At 40.1% G+C, this 22,317-nt stretch carries 25 protein-coding genes; 4 read left to right on the forward strand and 21 right to left on the reverse strand.

What is annotated here, in order from left to right:
* From LHV68_06125 to LHV68_06140, 4 genes are all read right to left on the reverse strand, one after another.
* Positions 1 to 588 carry a response regulator gene (locus LHV68_06125; GenBank protein MCB4791448.1) on the reverse strand — a complete coding sequence of 196 codons (588 nt, stop codon included), beginning with the start codon at positions 586 to 588 and terminating at the stop codon, positions 1 to 3.
* Positions 589 to 1,169: 581 nt separating this feature from the next.
* Entirely contained in the window at positions 1,170 to 1,706 is a 537-nt protein-coding gene (locus LHV68_06130; GenBank protein MCB4791449.1) for a nucleotidyltransferase family protein, read from the reverse strand.
* Positions 1,703 to 2,032, reverse strand: coding sequence for a winged helix-turn-helix domain-containing protein (locus LHV68_06135; GenBank protein ID MCB4791450.1), 330 nt, complete (start codon positions 2,030 to 2,032; stop codon positions 1,703 to 1,705). The genes LHV68_06130 and LHV68_06135 overlap by 4 nt, the downstream gene beginning before the upstream one ends.
* Positions 2,033 to 2,390: 358 nt before the next feature.
* A complete protein-coding gene (locus LHV68_06140; protein MCB4791451.1) occupies positions 2,391 to 2,660 on the reverse strand; it encodes a class I SAM-dependent methyltransferase in 270 nt (89 codons plus the stop codon).
* 178 nt (positions 2,661 to 2,838) lie between these two features.
* Here LHV68_06140 and LHV68_06145 point away from each other — a divergent pair, with 178 nt between their 5' ends.
* Complete coding sequence (locus tag LHV68_06145; GenBank protein MCB4791452.1) at positions 2,839 to 3,834, forward strand: IS30 family transposase; 996 nt, start codon at positions 2,839 to 2,841, stop codon at positions 3,832 to 3,834.
* 28 nt (positions 3,835 to 3,862) lie between these two features.
* Here LHV68_06145 and LHV68_06150 read toward each other — a convergent pair whose 3' ends face one another.
* The 17 genes from LHV68_06150 to LHV68_06230 all read right to left on the reverse strand — a co-directional run bounded on the left by LHV68_06150 (position 3,863) and on the right by LHV68_06230 (position 18,529).
* Positions 3,863 to 4,177: a class I SAM-dependent methyltransferase gene (locus tag LHV68_06150; GenBank protein MCB4791453.1), complete on the reverse strand. Its 315-nt coding sequence runs from the start codon at positions 4,175 to 4,177 to the stop codon at positions 3,863 to 3,865.
* Entirely contained in the window at positions 4,170 to 4,400 is a 231-nt protein-coding gene (locus LHV68_06155) for a metal ABC transporter permease (protein ID MCB4791454.1), read from the reverse strand. The genes LHV68_06150 and LHV68_06155 overlap by 8 nt, the downstream gene beginning before the upstream one ends.
* A 23-nt stretch (positions 4,401 to 4,423) precedes the next feature.
* Positions 4,424 to 4,693 carry a DUF4491 family protein gene (locus tag LHV68_06160; protein MCB4791455.1) on the reverse strand — a complete coding sequence of 90 codons (270 nt, stop codon included), beginning with the start codon at positions 4,691 to 4,693 and terminating at the stop codon, positions 4,424 to 4,426.
* A 57-nt stretch (positions 4,694 to 4,750) separates the two neighbouring features.
* Entirely contained in the window at positions 4,751 to 5,509 is a 759-nt protein-coding gene (locus LHV68_06165; GenBank protein ID MCB4791456.1) for a hypothetical protein, read from the reverse strand.
* 56 nt (positions 5,510 to 5,565) lie between these two features.
* Positions 5,566 to 5,727, reverse strand: coding sequence for a hypothetical protein (locus LHV68_06170; GenBank protein MCB4791457.1), 162 nt, complete (start codon positions 5,725 to 5,727; stop codon positions 5,566 to 5,568).
* A 624-nt stretch (positions 5,728 to 6,351) separates the two neighbouring features.
* Positions 6,352 to 6,453 (reverse strand): TraY domain-containing protein, encoded by a 102-nt coding sequence (locus LHV68_06175; GenBank protein MCB4791458.1) that lies wholly within the window; start codon positions 6,451 to 6,453, stop codon positions 6,352 to 6,354.
* Positions 6,454 to 6,708: 255 nt separating this feature from the next.
* A complete protein-coding gene (gene katG / locus LHV68_06180; GenBank protein MCB4791459.1) occupies positions 6,709 to 8,895 on the reverse strand; it encodes a catalase/peroxidase HPI in 2,187 nt (728 codons plus the stop codon).
* A gap of 18 nt (positions 8,896 to 8,913) precedes the next feature.
* Positions 8,914 to 9,324 carry a transcriptional repressor gene (locus tag LHV68_06185; GenBank protein MCB4791460.1) on the reverse strand — a complete coding sequence of 137 codons (411 nt, stop codon included), beginning with the start codon at positions 9,322 to 9,324 and terminating at the stop codon, positions 8,914 to 8,916.
* A 62-nt stretch (positions 9,325 to 9,386) separates the two neighbouring features.
* Positions 9,387 to 9,947: a class I SAM-dependent methyltransferase gene (locus LHV68_06190; GenBank protein MCB4791461.1), complete on the reverse strand. Its 561-nt coding sequence runs from the start codon at positions 9,945 to 9,947 to the stop codon at positions 9,387 to 9,389.
* Between the two features lie 15 nt (positions 9,948 to 9,962).
* A complete protein-coding gene (locus LHV68_06195) occupies positions 9,963 to 10,328 on the reverse strand; it encodes a NifB/NifX family molybdenum-iron cluster-binding protein (protein ID MCB4791462.1) in 366 nt (121 codons plus the stop codon).
* A 1-nt stretch (position 10,329) separates the two neighbouring features.
* On the reverse strand, positions 10,330 to 11,187 hold the full coding sequence (locus LHV68_06200) for a metal ABC transporter permease (protein MCB4791463.1): 858 nt from the start codon (positions 11,185 to 11,187) through the stop codon (positions 10,330 to 10,332).
* 1 nt (position 11,188) lies between these two features.
* Complete coding sequence (locus LHV68_06205) at positions 11,189 to 12,064, reverse strand: metal ABC transporter substrate-binding protein (GenBank protein ID MCB4791464.1); 876 nt, start codon at positions 12,062 to 12,064, stop codon at positions 11,189 to 11,191.
* 62 nt (positions 12,065 to 12,126) lie between these two features.
* Positions 12,127 to 13,185 (reverse strand): hypothetical protein, encoded by a 1,059-nt coding sequence (locus LHV68_06210; GenBank protein MCB4791465.1) that lies wholly within the window; start codon positions 13,183 to 13,185, stop codon positions 12,127 to 12,129.
* Between the two features lie 423 nt (positions 13,186 to 13,608).
* A complete protein-coding gene (locus tag LHV68_06215; protein MCB4791466.1) occupies positions 13,609 to 16,332 on the reverse strand; it encodes a cation-translocating P-type ATPase in 2,724 nt (907 codons plus the stop codon).
* A gap of 63 nt (positions 16,333 to 16,395) precedes the next feature.
* The gene (locus tag LHV68_06220) at positions 16,396 to 16,968 is read right to left on the reverse strand and encodes a hypothetical protein (protein ID MCB4791467.1); all 573 of its coding nucleotides are present in this window, start codon (positions 16,966 to 16,968) and stop codon (positions 16,396 to 16,398) included.
* A 182-nt stretch (positions 16,969 to 17,150) separates the two neighbouring features.
* Positions 17,151 to 17,837: a TMEM165/GDT1 family protein gene (locus tag LHV68_06225; GenBank protein MCB4791468.1), complete on the reverse strand. Its 687-nt coding sequence runs from the start codon at positions 17,835 to 17,837 to the stop codon at positions 17,151 to 17,153.
* A 203-nt stretch (positions 17,838 to 18,040) separates the two neighbouring features.
* The gene (locus LHV68_06230; protein ID MCB4791469.1) at positions 18,041 to 18,529 is read right to left on the reverse strand and encodes a hypothetical protein; all 489 of its coding nucleotides are present in this window, start codon (positions 18,527 to 18,529) and stop codon (positions 18,041 to 18,043) included.
* Between the two features lie 395 nt (positions 18,530 to 18,924).
* Here LHV68_06230 and LHV68_06235 point away from each other — a divergent pair, with 395 nt between their 5' ends.
* From LHV68_06235 to LHV68_06245, 3 genes are read left to right on the forward strand one after another with little or no spacing between them, the layout of a single operon-like run.
* The gene (locus LHV68_06235) at positions 18,925 to 21,048 is read left to right on the forward strand and encodes a TonB-dependent receptor (GenBank protein ID MCB4791470.1); all 2,124 of its coding nucleotides are present in this window, start codon (positions 18,925 to 18,927) and stop codon (positions 21,046 to 21,048) included.
* Positions 21,032 to 21,496 carry a hypothetical protein gene (locus LHV68_06240; protein ID MCB4791471.1) on the forward strand — a complete coding sequence of 155 codons (465 nt, stop codon included), beginning with the start codon at positions 21,032 to 21,034 and terminating at the stop codon, positions 21,494 to 21,496. Before LHV68_06235 ends, LHV68_06240 begins: the two co-directional genes overlap by 17 nt.
* The gene (locus tag LHV68_06245; GenBank protein ID MCB4791472.1) at positions 21,477 to 22,304 is read left to right on the forward strand and encodes a 4Fe-4S binding protein; all 828 of its coding nucleotides are present in this window, start codon (positions 21,477 to 21,479) and stop codon (positions 22,302 to 22,304) included. Before LHV68_06240 ends, LHV68_06245 begins: the two co-directional genes overlap by 20 nt.
* Positions 22,305 to 22,317 lie beyond the last annotated feature (13 nt).

The raw sequence follows: 22,317 nt of genomic DNA on the forward strand, positions 1-22,317 counted from the left end.
TTATTTTTTGTTTAAATTTAATACCTTATTTATATTTAATATCAGTTCTTTGGCGTTAAAAGGCCGGGGAAGAAAAATATTAGCCCCGGCTTTTATAATTCTTTCCATATTTTCTTTTGAGTTATTTTTACTAATTGCCAGAATTTTGATATGGGCATCTCTTTGTCGGATTGACCTGCATATTTCCAGTGTATTAACCCCGGGAATTTTAGTTTCTAAAATTATCAGGTTCGGTTTGAAAACGCTTATAGCTTCTCCTGCTTCAAAAGCATCTGTAGCTGATTTAATCGAATATTTATAGCCGTTCTTAATTTTATTTATTGTTTTTTCAATGTGTTTTAAAATATCAGGAGCATTATCTATAATAAGGATCTTTATCTTGTTTGATACTTTAAAGTCAAGGTCTTTTGGAATCGGAAAATTATTCTTACTTAAAAATTCAATCAAGTCTTCTTTCCTGATTCTCCTATGGCCTCCCAGTGTTTTATATGCAGAAAGTTTTCCGGATTTAATCCAGTAAACTATAGTCGGCGTGCTTACACCGCATATCCTGCTGATTTGATATGTCGTATATTTATCTGTTATCATAGATATTGAATTCCTTCGATATTTTCGAATTTTCTATTATTTTATTTATTTTCATTACTTTCTATTTTTAATATAGCAGGTAGATCCCTTACTATCAATGCTTTTTACATTAATAAATTGCTTATTGAATTATCTCGATTCTATTTGTAATAAAATGTGATTCTGAATGCTTGTATAATGAAAATAAATTAATTGGCAGATAAAACAGGAAGGTAAAAACTTAAAAGTCCATTTTTAACTATTTTATTTATGATTGATAATTAAATATGTTTTTGAATTAACTATGAATTCTCTTGCCATGCTTGGCTTACAAGATTTTCTTTAGACTCTGTTCCTCTATCCATCTAAACTAATCCCGAGATAAACATTCGGGGCACTTCTCCTAAGTAGGTTATAATTCCATTTGCAAGCATACCTCTTCAACTAAAAAGCACCCACAAGGAGTGCTTTTAATTAGGGTCCCGTACTAAATGCCATCTGCCTGCCCGACATTAAAAATGGTGTCAGGTTTACATAATTGAACCAAATTAAACTTCCTTTAAAACTCTTGCTTAATTAATCTGCAAACAAATCTTTTTAGTTCAACTTGTCAAGCCTTTTAACAGCGATTCAAACCTCTTGAACTTATCTAAAGATTTCTCACCTTCCGACCATATTTTTATTTCATTCAGGTTTATTTTTTGCGATTTTGCAACTAAAAGTGCCTGATCGAGCGATTGAACATCGTCCCAGTGATAAAATGCCGCGAGCCTATCTTTTACACTGTCTGTTGGAGTAAAAAGTTTTAGCTTTTTTATTGTATTATATCTTTTTATATCTACCTCTCCTCCAATCGAAACCGGACCCGGAGGAAATTCAACAAAAAACGGACAATCCTCTCTTTCAAAATGCCTATAATCAGTAGTTCTCTTAAACCCCAGTTCAATCATTGCTTTTTGAATATCTTCGCCGGAATCAGGCGAAACAAAGTCTAAATCCTGGGACTGATATTTATTATTACTGTAAATAGACACACAAGCCCCTCCAACAAGGACAGCATATATCCCTTTGCTCTCAAGTTTCTCACTAACTATAATTGCCAGCTCTTTTAAAGTTAATTTCTCCCATTTTATACTCATAATGGTTTTCCCTTTCTTCTTGGTCTGGTCCGCATTCTATAATATTTTTCAATTTCTTTCTCAGGTAAAACATCAAGCGCTTCCTGTAAGAGCTGCTTAAGGGATTTTAAAAAGGGATAACTGGGGTTAAATTTATATAACCTGACATTACCTTTGTTTTGGGCGGCTATAACGCCACCGTTTTCCAGACGTTTTATTTGCTGCTGAACGCCATTAAAAGGAATCTCAAAAGTTCTAGCTATTCCCCTGGCATAACCATCGCCATAATTAAGAATATAAAACAATACCTTTTCTACTACTTTATTACCTAGAATAGGTTCTAACATTTACTCACCTCGTGACCATAATATTTGTTCATCTGAACATAATATATGTCCTATTGACCTAATTATATGGTCATTATAATAGATAAAACCTAGTTTGTCAAGTCCCGCAGTATATTTAATCTGTCCATTTTTTGTAGCTTTTGCACTTAAAAAATGTCTCTTATGCAGGTTGGCGCTATTTTTCACATTCCCATGTGCGCTTCGCGACGGCTTTGAATCCCGTTATCAAACATGAAAAACCTGCACAATGCCGCAAGGGCACTCTGCAGGTTTTTTAAGGGTCCCGGACTGGACGCCAGCCGTACCTGTTTTCAACAAATAAAAATATTACAATATCATTGATATTACTATACTTTTTCTATTTAACAGCAACTGCAATATAATAATCCTTCCCTTCTTTTATTGCACGGTTCTCGAACCCCGCTTTTTCCATAAGCGCCATCATGCTTTTATCTTCAGGCAGATGATCGTGTCCAACTGGTCCGCCGACTTCGTGATGAAACGAGTTAATCGTTTCCCTGACATCCGCATGGGCTATTATTAAAACACCTTTAGATTTAAGAACTCTGAACATTTCTTTTAATACTTTTAATTTATTTGGGAAATGCGGAAAAACATAGAAACAGATGACTTTATCAAATGTATATTTATTAAACTTAGTTTTCTCACCAAGTTCAAGTTGCTAGTGCAAAATTGACATGGTTTGTAGTGGGTTTGTTAGAGTCTTTACAGGGTTAACCCTGTAAAGAAAAAATCTTGAAAATATTATAAACTTTTGATACTCAAGCAGCAAAAGGATGAAAAACATGAGTATCAAAAGAGAACCTAAGTATCACCATTTAACACAAAAGAAACGAGATCGAATTGATGTGCTGTCCCGTGAAGGGTACACACAAGAGGAAATTGCCAAAAAAGTTAAATGTCATACAAGCACAATTTCCAGAGAACTAAAACGCAACATATCTGGTAAGTATAAAAAGTATGTTGCATCAATTGCTCAATCAAATGCTGATGGCCGAAGAGTTTATTGTATTAAGAAATCTAAATTCGACAATCCCGAACTGGTTTCTTATGTAAAAAGTAAATTAAAAGAACACTGGTCGCCTGAACAAATATCCGGACGGCTTAAAAAAGATCATCCTGATATGTATGTAAGCCATGAAGCTATTTATCAGTTTATTTATTCATTAAAAGAGCCTGAACGTAAAGAATTTGTAGCTTTGTTAACCCGTTCACACAAGATAAGGAAGAGAAAGTACTCTATGAAACCATTAAAGAAAACAAAAATTCTTAACCGTGTAAGCATTGATGAACGGCCTTCTATTGTAAATGAACGCATACAGCCCGGACATTGGGAAACAGATACGATGGTTTGTAAATCAAATATCCCGGCTATAGATTCTACTGTTGAACGAGTAACAAGACTAATATTTCTATCTAAACTTAAAAGAAAAAATGCTTATAACAAAGCTTGTTCGGTTATTTCAAAACTTTCTAAAATAAATCCGAAAATGAGGCTTTCTATAACCTATGATAACGGTACCGAGAATGCAGGTCATACTATGATTAATAATTCTATCGGTACTACAAGTTATTTTGCTCACCCTTACCATTCATGGGAACGCGGTTCAAATGAAAATGCTAACGGGCTTGTTCGTAGATTTATTCCTAAAAAAACAGATCTACATTCAGTAACTGATGAACAACTTGTTTTCATTGAAAATAAACTTAACAATCGGCCAAGAAAATGCTTAAATTATTACACACCGATTGAAGTTGCAAGTTCTTTGGACTTTTTTTAACAAAAAATTATGCTTTTTGAGTAATCAATTATTGCACTTCAAACTTGAATGTGCGCTCAGCACTTGCGCAGACATATTTGAAATTATCACCATACTTTTCTTTTGTCTTGTCGATCATTTTTCGGGAATAATCAAGAGCTGTTATTTCTCCGGGTTTTCCTGCCTTCGTTTTCAGAAATGGAAGCAATATCCCCGTACCGCATCCTACATCAAGAATAACATCGCCTTTTTTAATTTTGAACAAAGGTATAATGTCATTTTTAATTCGTTTCACTAAATCACCTTTAATAAATGTATCCCATTTCTCAGCATGCATATCAAAAAACGCTTTACGCTTATCCATTTAGCCTTCTCCTCTTGGGTGAAAATGCCATTGATAAGGCAAATATCAAACTTGAAACTAAGATGATTACAGCCCCGGACGGCACATTTATGAAATACGAAATAAAAAGCCCCGAAAGACACGACACAACGGCAAACAAACTTGAAAGAAAATACATAGTTTTAATTTTATAAGTCAGCTGGTAGGCAGCTAATGGCGCACTTGTTATCAGACTAAATATCAAAACTTTCTTTTGTTGACATGTTCTTAAACCTCCGTTGATTTTTTTGGATAGTATCCTTTCTTAACTCTTTCTCTCTGATGAAACAGTTCAAGAATACCCCATAACAATGTCGCTGCAGCTATACCCAATACAACAGAAATAATTGCATTGGCGACAAACAGTGATGCTCCGAGGCATATTATCCCTGTGATCAAAAACAAATACCAGAGTTTTGTTCCAAAATAGTATTCACCTTTAATCACCATGATATGGCCAAGCCCTGTCAGAACTATCATAGATAGACCCGCAACCAATCCAATTCACCGCACCGCCTTCTCAACAATAATTAATGTTTTGTGTTTTAATCGTTCCTATTTGCTCTGTTCATACCATTTCTCAAGCCATGAGTCCTTTTCGTCAAAAGGGTTTGTCTTCATGGCGAACAGAAAAAAATACGGAAAATGCTTTTCTGTATGCTGCATATACAAAAGCCACTGATGTGTTAATTTATTGTATGCCCGTTCAATATCAACTTTCGTATGATCCAAATCTTCAGAAGACATTTTTGACAAGTTCCTTGCTGCCAGCTCTTCAGTAATATGAAATATGGCCATAATGGTTTCCGTAAATGTTTCATGTTCCAATAGGTTAGGGTTTTGCAGCATACCAATTAAAAAAGGCCTCTTTTCTGTCAAGAATTTGGCAAGTTTTTGAAGGTCTATTTTGTTCATGTCAATATCTGATTTATACGATTTTACGGCATCAAACGCGCATTTAAAATCCATACTGCAGGTATTATTTTTATCAATCATTAAGTCCTGAACATTTTTAAGGTTTTTGTCATGATTTGAAAGATAAACAAGCAAATGCTTTCCGAATTCGCTGAAAAACACTTCAATAACCATGTTAAGCTTTTTAAGCTGACTTGTTTTTTCCCACTCACTGAACAACTGGTGTATGACAAGGGTAATTAATAGCACCTCAATAAAAACAAAACCTATATCGGTTATTAAGTAAAGAAATATATGGTGCAAGTCCCTGAATATCATGTAGTGCAATATGTAAAACGCAGCCGCAAGGACAATCATAACCGCCCCTGCAACAACTTTCCAGCTTATAGATTTTGGCATTTTTTAACTCCTCCTGATTACTGAAAGAAATGGCACCAGGTTTTTAATTGCTGTACTTATTCTTTGTTACTTTTCTTATTTAGTTTCACCAAATGAGATTTTGAATCGCGGCAAGTGCAATTGTCCGCATGCCCTTCGTGCCATTTGATTTTTTCCTGCGGAGTTGCGTTTATAGGCATTTTGTTTTTCAAATGCCAATCTTTATTGATTTTATTCATAACTTATGTCTCCTTGTCAGACTTTAGAAGTATAACTAAAACACAAAAACCGGGCCGATTAGAAGAAATGAGTTCTTCTCGTATTTATCGTCAAAATAATCGTATTTAATCGATATACCTGTGTTTTTTGAAATAAGCAAATCAAGCCTGTTGCGGCTCGTAAAAAGAGCATCTTCTCCATTTTTTAAACGGGCATAAATCTTGGTATCAAACCTGATAAAATGCATGAAATTAAGTTCTGCCTTAACACCTGCAGTCATATAATCCAAAATAGTTGAGGAGTTAGCCGAAAAACCGTTGCGCTTCTGTCCCGCAATAAGCATTCCTTCTGATGCAAGGGATGTATCTACCTGTTCATTAAAATACCCGATAAACGGCGTTATCTTTTGCGTGCCCAGCTTAAACGACACTCCAGCGATCGGATGCAGCGCCCAAACAGATGTATTAACATTCATAGAAACAAGCGGAGCCACATCAGCAGAGGTTGCCTTTGTAAGCACACTGATATAATCCGCGTAGAACCCCAGCATCGGCCTGATATCAGCATCTTTACGGAAGTAGTAAAGGCCGTAAAACATATACCCGTTTTCCGTGCTTTTATCAAGTTTTGAATAATGCCCCATATTACCCAATGTAAACTGAGGGCAGGTATACATCATCATAAGAGCATAAATGGGCCCTGAGTCGCTCAAGGTTTTCATACCGTTTACTCCGGGCACTGTGTATTTTATATCACTATTTATCATGCCGCCCATAGGTGAAATTATAAATTTACCAGAATTTTCTATTGCATAAACAGCTGTACCCATAAAAACTGACAATACGAACATTGTAAGAAACTTTTTTAAACACTGTGATTTCATTGTTTATTCTCGCTTTGTAGTAAATTGGTTATTGCACCTTCAATATTGCTCTTTTCTGGCTCAGGCTCTTTATAGGTATTCAAGTATAAAATATGTGCTGTCACTCCACAGGCAATAACTAAAAGCGGTCGGCATTCATCACCTTGTTCCAGGCAGCGACAAAGTCACGCACGAACTTTTCCTTAGAGTCCGCACACGCATAAACTTCCGCTATTGCCCGAAGCTGGGAATTAGAACCGAAAATAAGGTCTACCCGCGTACCCGTCCACTTCAACTTCCCTGTTTTGCGGTCACTGCCCTCGAACAAATCTTTCTCTTTTGAGGATTCTTTCCATGTTGTCCCCATATCAAGAAGATTAACAAAGAAGTCATTGCTCAGTGCTTCCGGTTTATCCGTAAACACACCGTATTTGGTTTGCCCGAAGTTAGTGTTAAGCACACGCATTCCAGCAACCAGAACCGTCATCTCAGGAGCAGTAAGTGTGAGCAGCTGAGCGCGGTCAATTAATAGTTCCTCAGCAGAAACCGTGTACTTGGTTTTAAGATAGTTACGGAACCCGTCCGCGATGGGCTCAAGCACTGCAAATGATTTTTCATCGGTTTGCTCCTGTGTTGCATCCATTCTGCCGGGTTTAAACTCTACTGTTATATCTTGGCCTGCGTTCTTAGCAGCTTTTTCAATAGCAGTGCATCCTCCAAGTACAATTAAGTCTGCAAGCGATACCTTTTTGCCGCCTTTTTGTGCCTTGTTAAAATCCATTTGTATTGTTTCAAGAGCTTTAAGTATTTTTTTTAATTTATCAGGCTGATTTACTGCCCAGTCTTTCTGAGGTGCAAGGCGTATTCTAGCACCGTTAGCTCCGCCGCGTTTGTCTGACCCGCGGAAAGTTGAAGCTGATGCCCATGCCGTTGATACCAGTTCAGAAATAGAAAGTCCTGAAGCAAGAACTTTAACTTTGAGAGCTGCTGCATCTTGAGCATTAATTAATTCGTGATCAACTGCCGGAATCGGATCCTGCCAAATTAATTGTTCCTTTGGAACTTCAGGGCCAAGATACCGTGCAATCGGGCCCATATCGCGGTGAGTCAATTTAAACCAGGCGCGTGCAAATGCATCAGCAAAAGCCTTAGGGTCTTTATGAAAACGGCGCGCTATAGGTTCGTATATAGGGTCAAATCTAAGCGACAAATCTGCTGTAGTCATCATAGGCCGTGCTTTCTTTGCAGGGTTGTGAGCATCAGGTATCATGTCGCTATCCTTAACATTTTTAGCAAGCCATTGCTGTGCCCCTGATGCGCTTTTTACCAGCTCCCACTCGTAACCAAAAAGCATATCAAAATATCCCATATCCCATTTTGTGGGGTTTGGTTTCCAGGCACCTTCAATTCCGCTTGAAGTTGTGTGCTCACCCTTTCCTGTGCCGAACTTATTGAACCAGCCCAAGCCTTGCTGTTCTATAGGCGCTGCTTCAGGTTCCGGGCCAACAAGTTTAGGATCTCCGGCACCGTGCGCTTTGCCGAAAGAGTGCCCGCCTGCAACAAGTGCAACAGTTTCTTCATCATTCATTCCCATACGTGCAAATGTTACGCGCACATCTTTTCCGGAAGCTACGGGGTCAGGATTACCGTTTGGGCCTTCGGGGTTAACATAGATAAGCCCCATCTGCACAGCTGCTAATGGATTTTCAAGTTCATGCTCTCCACTATAACGTTTGTCGCCCTTCCATTCATCTTCCTTACCCCAATAGATGTCCTCTTCAGGTTCATAAATATCTACACGGCCGCCACCAAACCCGAATGTTTTAAAACCCATGGACTCCAGCGCGACATTGCCGGTTAAAATCATCAGGTCAGCCCAGGATATTTTCTTTCCGTATTTTTGCTTAATTGGCCAAAGCAAACGGCGCGCCTTATCCAGATTAACATTATCAGGCCAGCTGTTAAGCGGAGCGAGTCTCTGGTTTCCTGTGCCTCCTCCGCCGCGGCCGTCAGATGTGCGGTATGTGCCAGCGCTGTGCCAGGCCATGCGGATAAACAAGCCGCCATAATGCCCCCAATCTGCAGGCCACCAGTCCTGCGAATCTGTCATTAATTTTTTTAAATCATTTTTCAGTGCTGCTAAATCAAGTTTCTTGAATTCTTCGGCATAGTTGAAGTCAGAACCCATAGGATTAGAAGCCTGCTGGTGCTGATGAAGTAAATTAAGGTTCAATTGATTTGGCCACCAGTCACGATTTGTTGTACCGCGACCGCTGGGAGTTTTGCTTACTGCACCCGTTACCGGGCACTTTCTTTCTTTTTCCATTTTACCCCTCCTGTTTTCTTATTTGCTGCATTTTTTGCAATAACCTTCCAACACGACTTTTTTACTGATTACTTTAAATTGTTTTTCTATTCCCGCAGGTTCTTTGAGGTTATCATACGCTGTATTTTGAAAATCCATTATTTTGCCGCATTTTAAGCAGCGCATATGATGATGATTATTTATATCAGGGTCAAAACGCTTTGCATCGCCGTAACCTTCAACCAAACGCACAAGCCCTATCTCTGCAAACGACAAAAGAGTCCTGTGTACTGTATCAAAGGATATATTGGGATGTTTTTTGTGGATTTTTTGATATATATTGTCTGCTGACGGGTGGTCTTTATTATTTAACAGCAGTTTATAAATAAGCACCCGCTGAGGAGTGAACTTTAGCCCTGCATTTTTAAAAGCTTCTTTTATCCTGTTCATAATTCATATTAAACAATAATCATTCTTATTTGTCAAGCAGCACATGAAGTTTACTATTTTTTTCACGCAGGTTTTAGCAATAGAGCTTTCCTGTCCATAAAGGATTTTGATTGTTCCGAAATAACAAAACCGGCCTCAATCGCAGAGTTAAGAGTGTTTTCAAAATCCTTTTTTGACACGTGATAAACCGGCTCAACAACAAGCATCTTACCCTGTTCATTGAGCAGAGAAAACATTTCTTTAAACAGCGCTTTTTGATCAGGATGCTCATGCAGCATATAAAACGCAATTACTAAATCAGCTTTGGTTTCAATTCCTGTTCTATCGCTCTGGCATTTATGAAGAATTACGCGCTGTTCAAGGGCTGTGCCTTTGATTTTATTCTCAACTTTTTTCAGCATGCCGTCCTGCAGGTCTACTGCTATAACCTTGCCTTTTTCTCCGGCATACTTCGCTAGAGGAATAGTCAAAAACCCAGGGCCGCAGCCTAAATCAATAACAGTCATTCCTTCTTTAATATAGCTTTGTAGCAGCTTTGCGGGGTTTTGCAGAACCTTCCTGAACCAGTTGTCTAAAAACCCGCTGTTTTCAACAGGGCACACCCTTTTGTTATCTTCCATCATTTTAAAATCTCCTGTTTAATGGCAGCCGTGCTGGCTGCAGGCATTTTGTGCGGTAATCTCTTCAAGCCCGCCTTTTACAAACTCAGCGGCAATTTCTTTAACTGTTCCGGCTATTGCCTTATACGCCTTAATCCCGCCTTCATTTAGTTTTTGTATTGCCCTGCCGCCCATGCCTCCGCAAACTACGGCATTAATATTTTTTCCAGTTAGAGAGCCCATCGGATGGCACATACCATGCGAATGATGCTGGTTTGTGTTGTCAATCACCTCAACTGTGTCTTTTTCCGTATCATACACTGTAAAAAACGGCGCGCTTCCGAAATGGCCGTATACTTTTGCTTCTTTTCCTTCATTTGTTTCTGTAGGAATACAAAGTTTCATTTTATTCTCCCTGCCTGGTTAGGCATACTTCTTGCTTTTTATTTAACAACATTTTTGTAAGCCCGATAATTATAAGCATACATAAAAACACTGCAACAATACTTGGGCTTGCAGACCAATCTAGCCTTAAAGACAACTCCAAGCCTCCTACACATCCGGTTATGCCAAAAAACCAGCCGAAAATTAGCCTTTTAAAAGTTCCATCAACAGCTGCCGTGGCTGAAACCGCAGGAATTATAAGAAGTGCAAACACAAGCAAAACTCCGGCAACTTTAACTGATGATGTAACTACAAAACCAAATGTTGAATAAAATACAAAATCCCACCACCAGAGCCTCATACCGTTGCAGCAGGCTATTTCAGGATTATCAGTTACCAGGAATAATTTATTTTTTGCCAGCCAGTGAAAAAAACCTACCACCAGACATAAGACAGCGATAAACAAGAGTTCTTTTGGCGCTACTGTAAGCAATGCTCCCGCAAGCATTTCCTTTATTTCTTCAGTTCCTGTAGCAGAATGTTCAAGAACGAGCAAGGTTAAGGCTATTGCCCCTGCATAGGTTATACCTATTAATGCTTCTATGGGAACCCTTTCTTTTTTACTGCGGAACAAAACAAATAAAACAGCGCCCAGAAGCGTAAAAATAAGCGAGACTATATAATTCTGCACGGGATACTCATGCCCCCAGCCAAGCAGAACACCCACGCTTGAGCCAAGCGCGGCTACCTGTGCAAGCGATAAATCAACAAAGATTACGCCGCGCCTTACAACATGGTAGCCAAAATACACGTAAATACCCGTAAGCATAAGGCATAAAATTAATGCGTTAATTGCAAAAGGATAATGAAATAGCATCATATTAATTACCTCCCAGCCGGTCTATCATTTCGTCAAAGTGCTTAAAGTATGAGTCCCTGGAAGCGTCAGCACAGGAAGGGGTAAACTTAAAGACTTTTATTCCTGTCTGCCTGGACAAAAACTTTGGGGCTTCATCAGGGAAGTACGGTTCTTGCAACAACACAGTTATCTTATTGCTCTTAATAACATTTATCAGTTCCGCAAGATGCTTGCCTGTCGGCGGAATACCGGGCAAGGGCTCAACATTATCCGTAATTATAAGGTTAAAAGCCGAGGCAAAGTAAACCCATGAGGAATGATAACTAATTATCTGGCTTCCGGATACCTTCTGCATCTTTGCTTTCCAATCTGTTATTTTTTCTTGAGCTTCTTCTTTAAAACTCCTATAATTATTTTCATACTGCCGGCTATTTGCCGGATCTGCGGCTTTCAAAACTGAAAGGACGTTTTCTGCTATCACAATCCCGTTCGCAGGGTCAAGCCAGTAATGCGGATTGCCTTCTGGATGGACATCCCCCATAGATGCATCAACTTTGCCTTGAGGTTTCTGCAAAACAGCAATTCCCTTTGAACAATCAGCAACTAAAATCCTGCTGTTACGCGAACCGTCAAGTATTTCATCAGCCCATTGGTCTAAAGAAAGCCCTGATTTCAAGTATATATCCGCCTTACTGACTTTAATCATATAAGACGGCAGTACTTCCACTACATGCGGGTTTGCATTATTCTTTGCTATAGAAAACACCTCAACTTTGTCTCCGCCGATATACGCTGCTATTGATGCCATGTCAGGCAGTGATGCAGCAATTTTAACCATTGCTTCTGCCGGACTAAGCCCTATTATCAGAATACAGAACATGTTTAATATTTTTCTCATATTTTATCCTTTTTGGTTTTGATTTTCTTATAACTTACGACTTACCGCTTACTGCTGCCGTTTTAGAATTGGTGCGGTTTATGCGGCCCCAGGGAAAACAAAACCTGAAACATATAAGTATCAACAGCATCCAGCCCGCCGGCCGCAGGCCCATCCGGATAAAACCTTTCAAAACTTAAGCGGAATATTGTGGTTTCTTCCATAAGCGAATACCCTATAAAACCCTTGACCGCTTTGTCTGTAAGCTCCTTATTGTCAGGGTTCTGGTATTGGTCATATATAAACCCTGCATTATATCTCTGAGCGAACTTATAATCTGTAAACAGGTAAAAGCCGTTTCTTTTCAGGTTACTGGTTGTTCCGGTTGTTGTGTCAATTACGATATCAGCATTATTTAGAATATATTCCCCCTGGAAGACCAGGCTGTTCTGGTTTTCAAAGTTAATTTTTGCTTTAAAATCAATTCCCGAAATATCGGTTTTTGACTTCCACTGGACATTGTTTGTTCCTTGTGTGAAAGATGCACCTATTTCAAAGGGATGCCTTTCATTAATCATAAAAGAATTGCTCCATCTGCATAGGTACGCGGAAGCTGATTTTGTTTCATCAGGGTGAAAAGATGCACCGTTTAGCACATCCACACTGAGCGTTGATGCAAATTTATCAGAAAACGGCAGCAGATACGATGTCTGAACACCCGTATCATTGAAACCTTCTTTGCCCGGAAGCATATTTGAAATTACCCTCGCTGTTTCAATAAAGGGATATGCATGGGGATGAACAGTATTAAGCTTGCCAAAACCCACACGGTATTTTCCGCCTTTGAGTGCCAGCCCTGAAGGCAACCCCTTGAATATACTTATAAATGCTTCTTCTGTGCCAAAGCCTTCATTTCCTACCGAAAACACAAAATAACCTTTTGCATAAGGATTGAGGTTTGCATCAAAAACCAGCTCGGTTTCACCAAGATTCAATGTTGGCATATTCTGGTTTTCAGATGTTTGGTCATTCGTATATTTTGAGTTAAACTGTCCTACAACAGAAATATTTGGATTACTGACGCCTGCTAACAACACCTGTGGAAATATTAAAAAAGCAAAAAACAAAATTATTTTTAACATAGAAGCCTCCAAAAAAATATGGGTAATGAAAAGCTTTTTGGATATTTACTATAGGGAAGGCGGACTGCGGGAAGATATATTTACAATCTGCGATAACAGTAAAAATGAGTTTGCCTTGCTAATTAGATAGACACTTGGGATTTCAGGACGCAATTCAGCGGGACTTTGTAATAGGGTAGAGCTTAGTGAATACAACGCAACACATACAAAACAATCTTTATGTTCACTTGTATCATTATGAATATGTGAAGATAAAAACAAAGGCAGACTAAGTGTGCTTAAAACAATAAATACCGCAAACAACTTTTTCATTGCATTACCACTTTATAAAATAATAAATGTAAAGTCAACAAAAACGTTCCCCCGTCAAGTTACGTGATGCCATGCCCCGGGATATTCAACCCGCCTTGCCATGTCCAAATATTACTTCTTTTCCTGCGCAGGGTCACGGGGTGTCAAGGACTGACCCCATTTCCGAATTACTGCTTTAGTTGCTTCCAAGGCAATAAATACAACAACTCCAAAACCTGCAATCATTGCCATATCAGACACTACAGGCTTGTTTATTCCAAAAGAACTGCATACTGCAGGTATCTGAATAAGCATAACAAGGAGTACGATCTCCCACGCAATAGACAAAACAAGCCATTTATGCGGAGGTGCTTTAAAAATACTGTACTTCATAGACCTGAAATTCAAGGCAATTACCAGTTCTATAAAAATAAACAGGAAAAACATCTCAGTTCTTGCATGCGTAATATTGCTTATATCCTTAAAGAAAATATAATAGAAAAACGGTATCTCTATTAAAAGCGCCAGTAATATAAAAAGCATAACATCTTTTGAAAATACGCTTTCTTTAGGATCCCGCGGCGGCCTCTGCATGATGTCAGGGTCTGCAGGAGCAACACCTAACGCCAGCGCAGGCAAGCCGTCAGTGCCAAGATTTATATAAAGTATCGCCGCAGGCAATAGCGGTAAATATTCAGGCCCTAAAATTAAAACTATGCCGCCTATTACAACAACTTCAACGATATTACACCTTAACAGATATGTCAGATACTTTTTAATATTATCATATATCCACCTTCCCAGTTCAATTGCTTTTACAATAGTGGCAAAATTATCATCAGTTAAAACCATATCTGCTGCTTCTTTTGTTACCTCTGTGCCTGTTATACCCATTGCAATACCAATATCAGCGTGCTTAAGTGCAGGCGCATCATTAACACCATCACCTGTCATTGCAACAACCTCGCCTCTTTTTTTCCAGGCATTTACTATTTTTAGCTTATTGATTGGAGATACTCTCGCATAAACAGATACTTTATTAACAATTTTTTCAAACTCCTCATCTGAATATTTGTCCAACTCCTCGCCTGTCAACACCATGTCTCCTTCATTATAGAATCCTATCTCTTTTGCTACTGCAACAGCTGTAAGTTTATGATCACCTGTTATCATCACAGGCTTGATATGAACCTGTTTACATATTCTGGTAGCTTCTATAACCTCTTCCCTTGGCGGATCCATCATGCCAACCAATCCTATAAACACCATATCATTTTCAATTTTACTTTCCTCGTATACATCACCTGAGGGGGCATCCTTGTAACTTAAGGCTAGTACCCTTAAGGCATTTTTTGCCATTTCATCGTTTACTAAAGAAACAGCGTTAAAATCAGTTTTTGTTAAATCCCTGACTTTGCTGTTATCTAATAGTTTTGAACACTTTTTTAAAACAACATCAGGAGCACCTTTTATAAAAGCAAGTTTTTTGCCTTCTTTCATATTGTGTATTGTGCTCATCATCTTTCTTTCTGAGCTGAAAGGAAGCTCAGCAATCCTTTCGTTGTTTTTTTTCACCTCATGAGCTTTCATTCCATATTTTGCCGCGGCAACTAAAATCGCTGCTTCCGTGGAGTCTCCTTTGATCTGCCATTTACCTTCTTTTTCATAAAGCTCAGAATCATTGCATAATATACCGGCTTTAAGCAGTAATTCGACATCTGTACTGTCTTTTGCAACACCTTTTAGCTCGCCGATTGGCTCATACCCTGTGCCGCTAACTTCTATCATGTTATTTAAAACAAATATTTTTCGGATAGTCATTTCACCCTTTGTCAGGGTCCCTGTTTTATCAGAACAAATAACTGTTGTACAGCCAAGCGTTTCAACAGCAGGCATTTTTCTTATCAAAGCATTCCTCTTTGCCATTTGATGCATGCCTATAGCAAGAGCTCCTGTAACAATAGCTGCCAAAGCTTCGGGGACAGCAGCTACGGCAAGAGCTACACCAAACATTGTTATTTTTACAGCAAACGCCATGTCAACAGTTCCGCCTGAATATTCTCTGATAAGGCTTACAACTATAACAAGGCCGCATATAGATATTGAAAATATACTCAACCACTTACCTATTTCATCAGTCCTTTTTTCAAGAGGAGTTTTTTCAGTCTTAATTGAGGTTACTTCTTTGGCAATCTTTCCAAACTCAGTATTCATCCCGGTTGCTGTAACAACAGCCAAACCTCTGCCGTAAGTAATAGCTGTTCCGGTAAAGAGCATATTTTTTCTGTCATTTAGCTGAGTTGACTCTGATAATTCATTTATATCTTTTGAAACAGGAAATGACTCCCCTGTTAAAGAAGCTTCATCGCATTTTAAGGAATGGTTTTCAAACAATCTCGCATCAGCAGGTATTTTGTCGCCTGCTTCAAGAACCAAAATATCGCCAGGGACAAGTTCTTTGGACAGAACCTCTATTTCCTTACCGTTTCTTTTTACTGTGATTGACGGTGAAAGCATCTTTTTTAACGCGTCAAGCGCCCGTTCTGCTTTATATTCCTGAACAAACCCCAATATTGCAACAAAAACAACGATAAGCGCAATAATTCCAGCATCAATATATTCTCCTACAAGCACTGAAAGAATAATCGCGATAATCAATATCAGGATAAGAATGTTTTTAAACTGATTTATAAAAATACTGAAAGGTGAAACCTTTTCCTCTTTTGTCAGTTCATTTAAACCGTGTTTTGCCAGCCTTTCCCTGACTTCTGCATCAGCTAAACCGTTTTGAGAACTTGTTTCAAGTATTTTTATTGCTTCATCAACTTTAACAGAATGCCATAATGTTTCTTTCATACAATCCTCTCGATTTAATTGAAAAATTCTTTAACCAACGGAAGCACAACTTCTAAAATTGTTTCAATCATGTTTTTCCTCACAGTTAGTTATAAACGATTTATAAATTATTTCCAGCATTTCTTTTTCTTGCTGTGATATTTTTCCTAAGCCTAGAATTCCGCCGCTTACTTCTGAAATAGCCTTGGCATGCGACATTATTTCAGTTCTAAACCTTACTACTTCATCAGAATTCATCTGTTCACAAACATACTTTGTATACTCTCCCCATGCCTGAAGCAAAGCAGGATCAGGTTTATGCTCAAGCCAGCGTTCCAAAAGCATGTAATCAATGTTTTTATTTGTCCAGCCGAACTTGCTGACAGCTGTAAGCACAGCTTCTTTTTCTTTTAGGCCTATTGTGCCATTTGCCCAGGCAACTTCAACTAACGGAACTACTGCCAACGAAGCTACTGTATCAGGTTTTATGTTCAAATCAACTAATTTCTGTAAAACTGCTTCATCTTGTATCCCGGAAGCTTCTCTTAAAGCATCCTTTGTTTCTTTCATCTGTTGCAAAGCTCTTTGTTTTTCCTTCAACTCAAGGTCTTTCTGAAAGAAAAACTGATCTTCCAAACTTCTTGATGTTCTGCCCATAACATGACCCTCCCTTTGGTTTATCAGCCCTTTAGCGGGTTTCAAGTTTAATGCATTAAAACAAATGCGCCCCGACAATAAACACCGCAATTAACAAAATTCCGCTACCATTAAAAATAAACAACCTGCAAAGACAACGAAAAGTAATAAAAGAAGAATTCGAGACATTAATATTTTATGTTTCATATTTGGATATTCCTACAAGTTTTAATTGTTTTATTTTGATTTCTTTGCACCAGGTAAACGATGTACATGGTGATTACTATTAAAAGCACTATTATAAAAGTATTTGTTTGAAAATCAAACCATGCTGTTGTTGATTTATATACTCCAGCAAAACCAAACATTATAAATATAACTGCAGAAATCCATTTAATCACCCTTTCCGGAATTCTTTTACTCATCACAACACCCGTTATAACACCTATGGCATCAGCTATCACCATTCCCGCCGTTGTTCCGAAAAGAACAGGAATAACATCGCCGTATTTAACTGCAAGGCTTATTGTGGTAAGCTGCGTTTTATCTCCCATTTCTGCTATAAAAAAAGCTATTGCTACTGTCATTATAGGCCCGTATTTTGACTGCTTTTTGTCTTCGCCATCAAGGATATCACCGCGAATAGTCCAAATACCAAACAGGATGAATGATAAGGCAGCCAATAGTGAAATAATATCAAAAGGAACTATCGTTGCTAAGAACCTTCCTGCAAGGACTGCAAGTAAATGATTGAGTAATGTTGCTATAAAAACCGCTGTTAGCACCTGGTATGCTTTATATCTGCTGGCAAAGGCCATTGCAAGCAGCTGGGTTTTGTCTCCCATTTCTGCGAGTGTTATAAATGATAAGGATGCAAGAAATGCTGTCATGGTACCTATGTCCTATTGGATTTCACGGAGTTAAAATAACGCCTTAACAAGATTATTACCTGCAATTATTTCTCCAATGCGAATTAACCTGTCAATTAAAGCCTTATCTCACCTACCTCCCTCATTCCAGAAGCAATTTCTTCTTCAAACTTTTTAACAAGAAAAATGGTGTCAGGCTTGCATAACGAGGCTGTTGCCGAACTCTATTTTCTATCATCTTCGGGCTTGACCCGGAGATCTACAAATTCTTTATCGTCGAAACTGGATTCTCCTGTCAAGCAGGAGAATGACAAAAAGAGGCAAAAGCCTAGTTCGGCACAAAATTTCTTAAACAAATTCGGTGTTCCAACTATTTGCGACTGATATTTTAAAAGAAGACCGGGATTGCTGGTAGCTAATATTTCGGACAGATTGGAATAATATAACACATGATTCGTATCACTTTCGAGAGTATCTTTACATAACTCACTTAATATCCATTCAATAGAACTGGAAGTTTGTTCCAGTCCAACAGCTCTGGATAATAATTTATAAGCTTTTTTCCTGCCATCTTTTTCTATGCCCCTAATTACAAGAGGCATCAATGTTTCATCAGGGCTGAAGGATTTCGAAAAATATTCCACAGCCATCAAACGTATTTCTTCTTCAGGATGATTAATAGCTTCCTTAATTTTATCTACTGAAAGACGCATACATTTCTCCTGCCAAATATATTTTCTTCATTTTAAATATCACTTTGTTCCATCATTGTGCAGGTTATAATAAGTGATACTATTAATCCCTTAGATAGAGTATTTGTTTGGCTTTTTGAGTGATTATGTTCGTGTGTGCTCATAGTGCCTCTTTGGCTTTCTTCCCGTACCAACATTCTACTTCTATACTTTAACCCATGTCAAGTTAGTATAGTTAGTAGTTAGAGAAGCCTAATGCCGTTTTGGCACCGTTTTTCCTTGTTATTAGGCCGTATTTAACTGCGTAACCGCCAGTCGAATGGATATAAGTCAGTTGTTTTTGGAAAAAGACGATTGATGAAAATGTGGAATTTAGATATTATTAAGTCTGTTAAATTTACTAAAAGGAGAAATAAATGAAACGTTTTCTGGCGGTTAGTTTGATCATTAGCATTGTTGTTTTTCCTCTGAGCGCTGAAAGTTCCGTCTACGAGCAGGTACAGAATAGGAACACCAAGTTCCTTGATGAAATAGTAGTAACCGGCGCCCGCGAGGAAGAACCCTTAAAGGAAAGGCCTCAAAATATAGGGGTCATAAGCAAAAAGGACTTAGAAGAGACCAAAGCAGCGCACCCGTCAGAGATAATGAGGAAAGTATCGGGCGTATGGGTCGACACGACAGCAGGCGAGGGGCACAAGACGGCTATCCGCCATCCATTGACCACAAATCCGGTGTACCTATATCTTGAAGACGGCATACCGGTCAGGTCTACGGGGTTCTTTAACCATAACGCTCTGTACGAAGTAAACATCCCCGGCGCCAGCAGGATTGAAATAATCAAGGGCCCCGGTACCGTACTCTACGGCAGCGACGCTATCGGCGGGACTATAAATGTTATCACAAAACCTTCCCCTGCTTCACCGGAAGTTGAATTGAACGCCGAGTCCGGCTCGTTCGGCTGGTACAGGCTACTCGCTACAGGCGGAAACACCTGGGGTAACAGCGGGTTAAGGCTGGGCTTAAATAATACTCACACGGACGGCTGGCGCGACCGCACCGGCTATGACCGGCAGACTATGACCCTTCGCTCCGATCAGGCACTAAGCGATACAGCGCTGCTTAAAACTATGGCCTCTTACTCAACCATAGACCAGAAAACAAGCGGCTCTAACGGCCTGGCTCTGGCTGATTTTAAGTCAAGGCCGGCTTATAACTACCAGACGTTCGATTTCAGAAAAGTCAGCGCACTGCGCGTTTCAAGTGAACTTGAAAAAGAAACAGGAAGAAAAGGCCTTATCAGCCTGATAGCATTTGTCAGACAGAACCAGATGGACCTCTTGCCCGGATTCGGCATATTCAGGTCCGGGAACAATTACTTCGGTTATAATTCCGTTACGAAGTTCTCCTCTTTTGGCCTGTTGGCGAAATACAGGCATGACTTTGACCCTATGAACAGCAGGCTGATAGTAGGAGCGGATATCGACCGTTCGCCCGGGGCCTATTATGAAAAAAGGATCAATGTCACCAGAACCGGGGATAAGTACACCTCCTATACCTTTGCCCCTAATACTAACAATGATTATGACTTCGAGGCGGAGTTCACCGGCATATCTCCCTACCTGCAGTGTGAAGCTACGCCGGTCAAAAAACTCCGCGTGACAGCCGGGGTACGTTACGATGACATATCGTATGATTATGAAACAAAACTCGCGCCGAACGCAAACAGGCCTGCGAACACGAAACCCGCTTTTTCGCATTTGAGCCCGAAAGCGGGCGCCACCTATGAACACTCGGGCAACCTGTCGCTGTTCGCCTCCTATGCTAACGGCTTCAGGGCGCCTTCCTCCGGAGACCTCTTCCGCGGTAATTCCGGCACAGCCGCGACAGCTATAAACCTCAAACCCATAAAAGTAGATAATTACGAAATAGGCTTTCGCGGTTCAGCAGGAAAAGCTGTTACCCTGGATAGCTCGGCCTACTATATGACAAAGGCCGATGATATAGTCAATTTCTCTGTCACCCAGAACCAGACCCAGCGGCTTAACGCCGGTAAAACAGAGCACAAAGGCATAGAAACAAGCTTAGGATTTAAGGCGGCGCGAGACATAGATCTGAACGTCTCATATTCTTACGCTATTCACACCTATAAGGAGTACAGGGTATCTTCCGCGATAGATTACAGCGGAAAAGAGATAGCCATAGCCCCGCGCCAGATAGCTGACTCAAGGATAAAGTACAGCCCTTCATTTTTAAACGGCGGCACAGCCGAGCTTGAATGGGTAAAGATTGGCGAGTACTGGGCGGATGACGCGAACACGGAAAAATATGAGGGTTACGACCTCTTTAATTTCAGGGTCTCCTGCAACATTTCCGATAACTGGGCGATTTCCCTGAGGGCTATTAATCTGGCCGATACGCTTTACGCCGAGGAAGTTTCTAAAAGCGCGACAGGCGCCGCGCAGTACTCTCCCGGCCAGCCAAGGACGGTTTTCGCTAACATAAACTACAAGTGGGGAGCGGCCAGTGCAAAAAAAAGTTAAGCTAGCGACCTGTATACTTGCAGGGCTGGCGGCAGGAATTTCTGCCGCAAACCTCAGCCTGCCCGGCTATAAACATGCCTCGCTTATTCTTTCGGAAAACTCTAAATCCGCAGTAAAACCGCTCTACTATAAAGGCAGCGGCGGCAGGCAAGTGCTGGCTGTTTCAGTTAAGAACCGCCTGGAACTGAAAGAGATAGGATTTCGGATGCAGGGCGCCCTCATGCAAAGCTGGCTGCCTCCTGTAGTAACGATGCCGTTTTTTAAAGGAGCGTCTTTTGACCGCGAGAATTACAGCGGTATAAAACGGGGCCAAAACCTGCCCCTGTACATTGTTTTTAACGATTCTCCCGAAAAGCATACACTTGAGGTCATTGACCCAAAGGACAACTCCGTTATCACTAGCGTAAATATAGTAAAACAAACACGCGATGAAAAACACAGCCACTAAAAATTATTTTAGATACCTGACGATCCTTACAGGCATGTTCCTGTTCCTGTCCCCTTTTGCGGTTATACCCCAACTGGCAGGCGAAGTAAACCTCTGCGGCGCGGTTTGCCCGCGAATGTTCTTTATCCTGTCGCCGTCAGGAATAACAAAAGGGTTGCTGAACGGTATTTCAGCGGATTGGTTCGGCGCCGGGCTTGTCGGATTAATACTTACCGTCACATTTTTTTTCGGCAGGCTGTGGTGCGGCCGTTTCTGCCCTATCGGCGGCACCAGCGAGCTGGCCAGCAGGCTCATCCCCAAGAAACTGCATATCAACTACTCATTTCTAAACGCTCCGTCATTCAGATATGCGTATCTCTTCATTTTTATAGCCGGAGCGCTTATAGGAATAGGCGGTATCTCCTGCAAGCTGTGCAATTTCAGGGTCATACCGTTTTTGGCAGGCTCCCCTTTTGTTCCAGGTTACAGGACGTATCTCATGTCTTCGATAGGCCTTGCTGGGATCTTTACCGTATCTGCCGCCGGGTTTTTTGCCGACAGGGGCAGGGCTTACTGCAACCTCCTGTGCCCCGTGGGAGCATTGGACGGTATAATGAATTTTTTCAGCTCAAAGCTGGGCTTTACCCTAAAGACCAGGACAGACCTGGCAAAGTGCAACGGCTGCGGAATATGCACTCCTTCATGCATGGTCTGGGCGCTGGAAGTAGGCGAAAACAAAAAGTTAAAACGGGATCAGAGTTCCTGCATGTCATGCGGGGAATGCGTGAAAGTTTGCCCGAGGAAGGCGATACGCTATGCGAGGTCTTAAACCCGGAATTTGC

Source organism: Candidatus Liberimonas magnetica (assembly GCA_020523885.1).
In the GTDB taxonomy this organism is placed as follows: Bacteria; Elusimicrobiota; Endomicrobiia; order Endomicrobiales; family JAFGIL01; genus Liberimonas; species Liberimonas magnetica.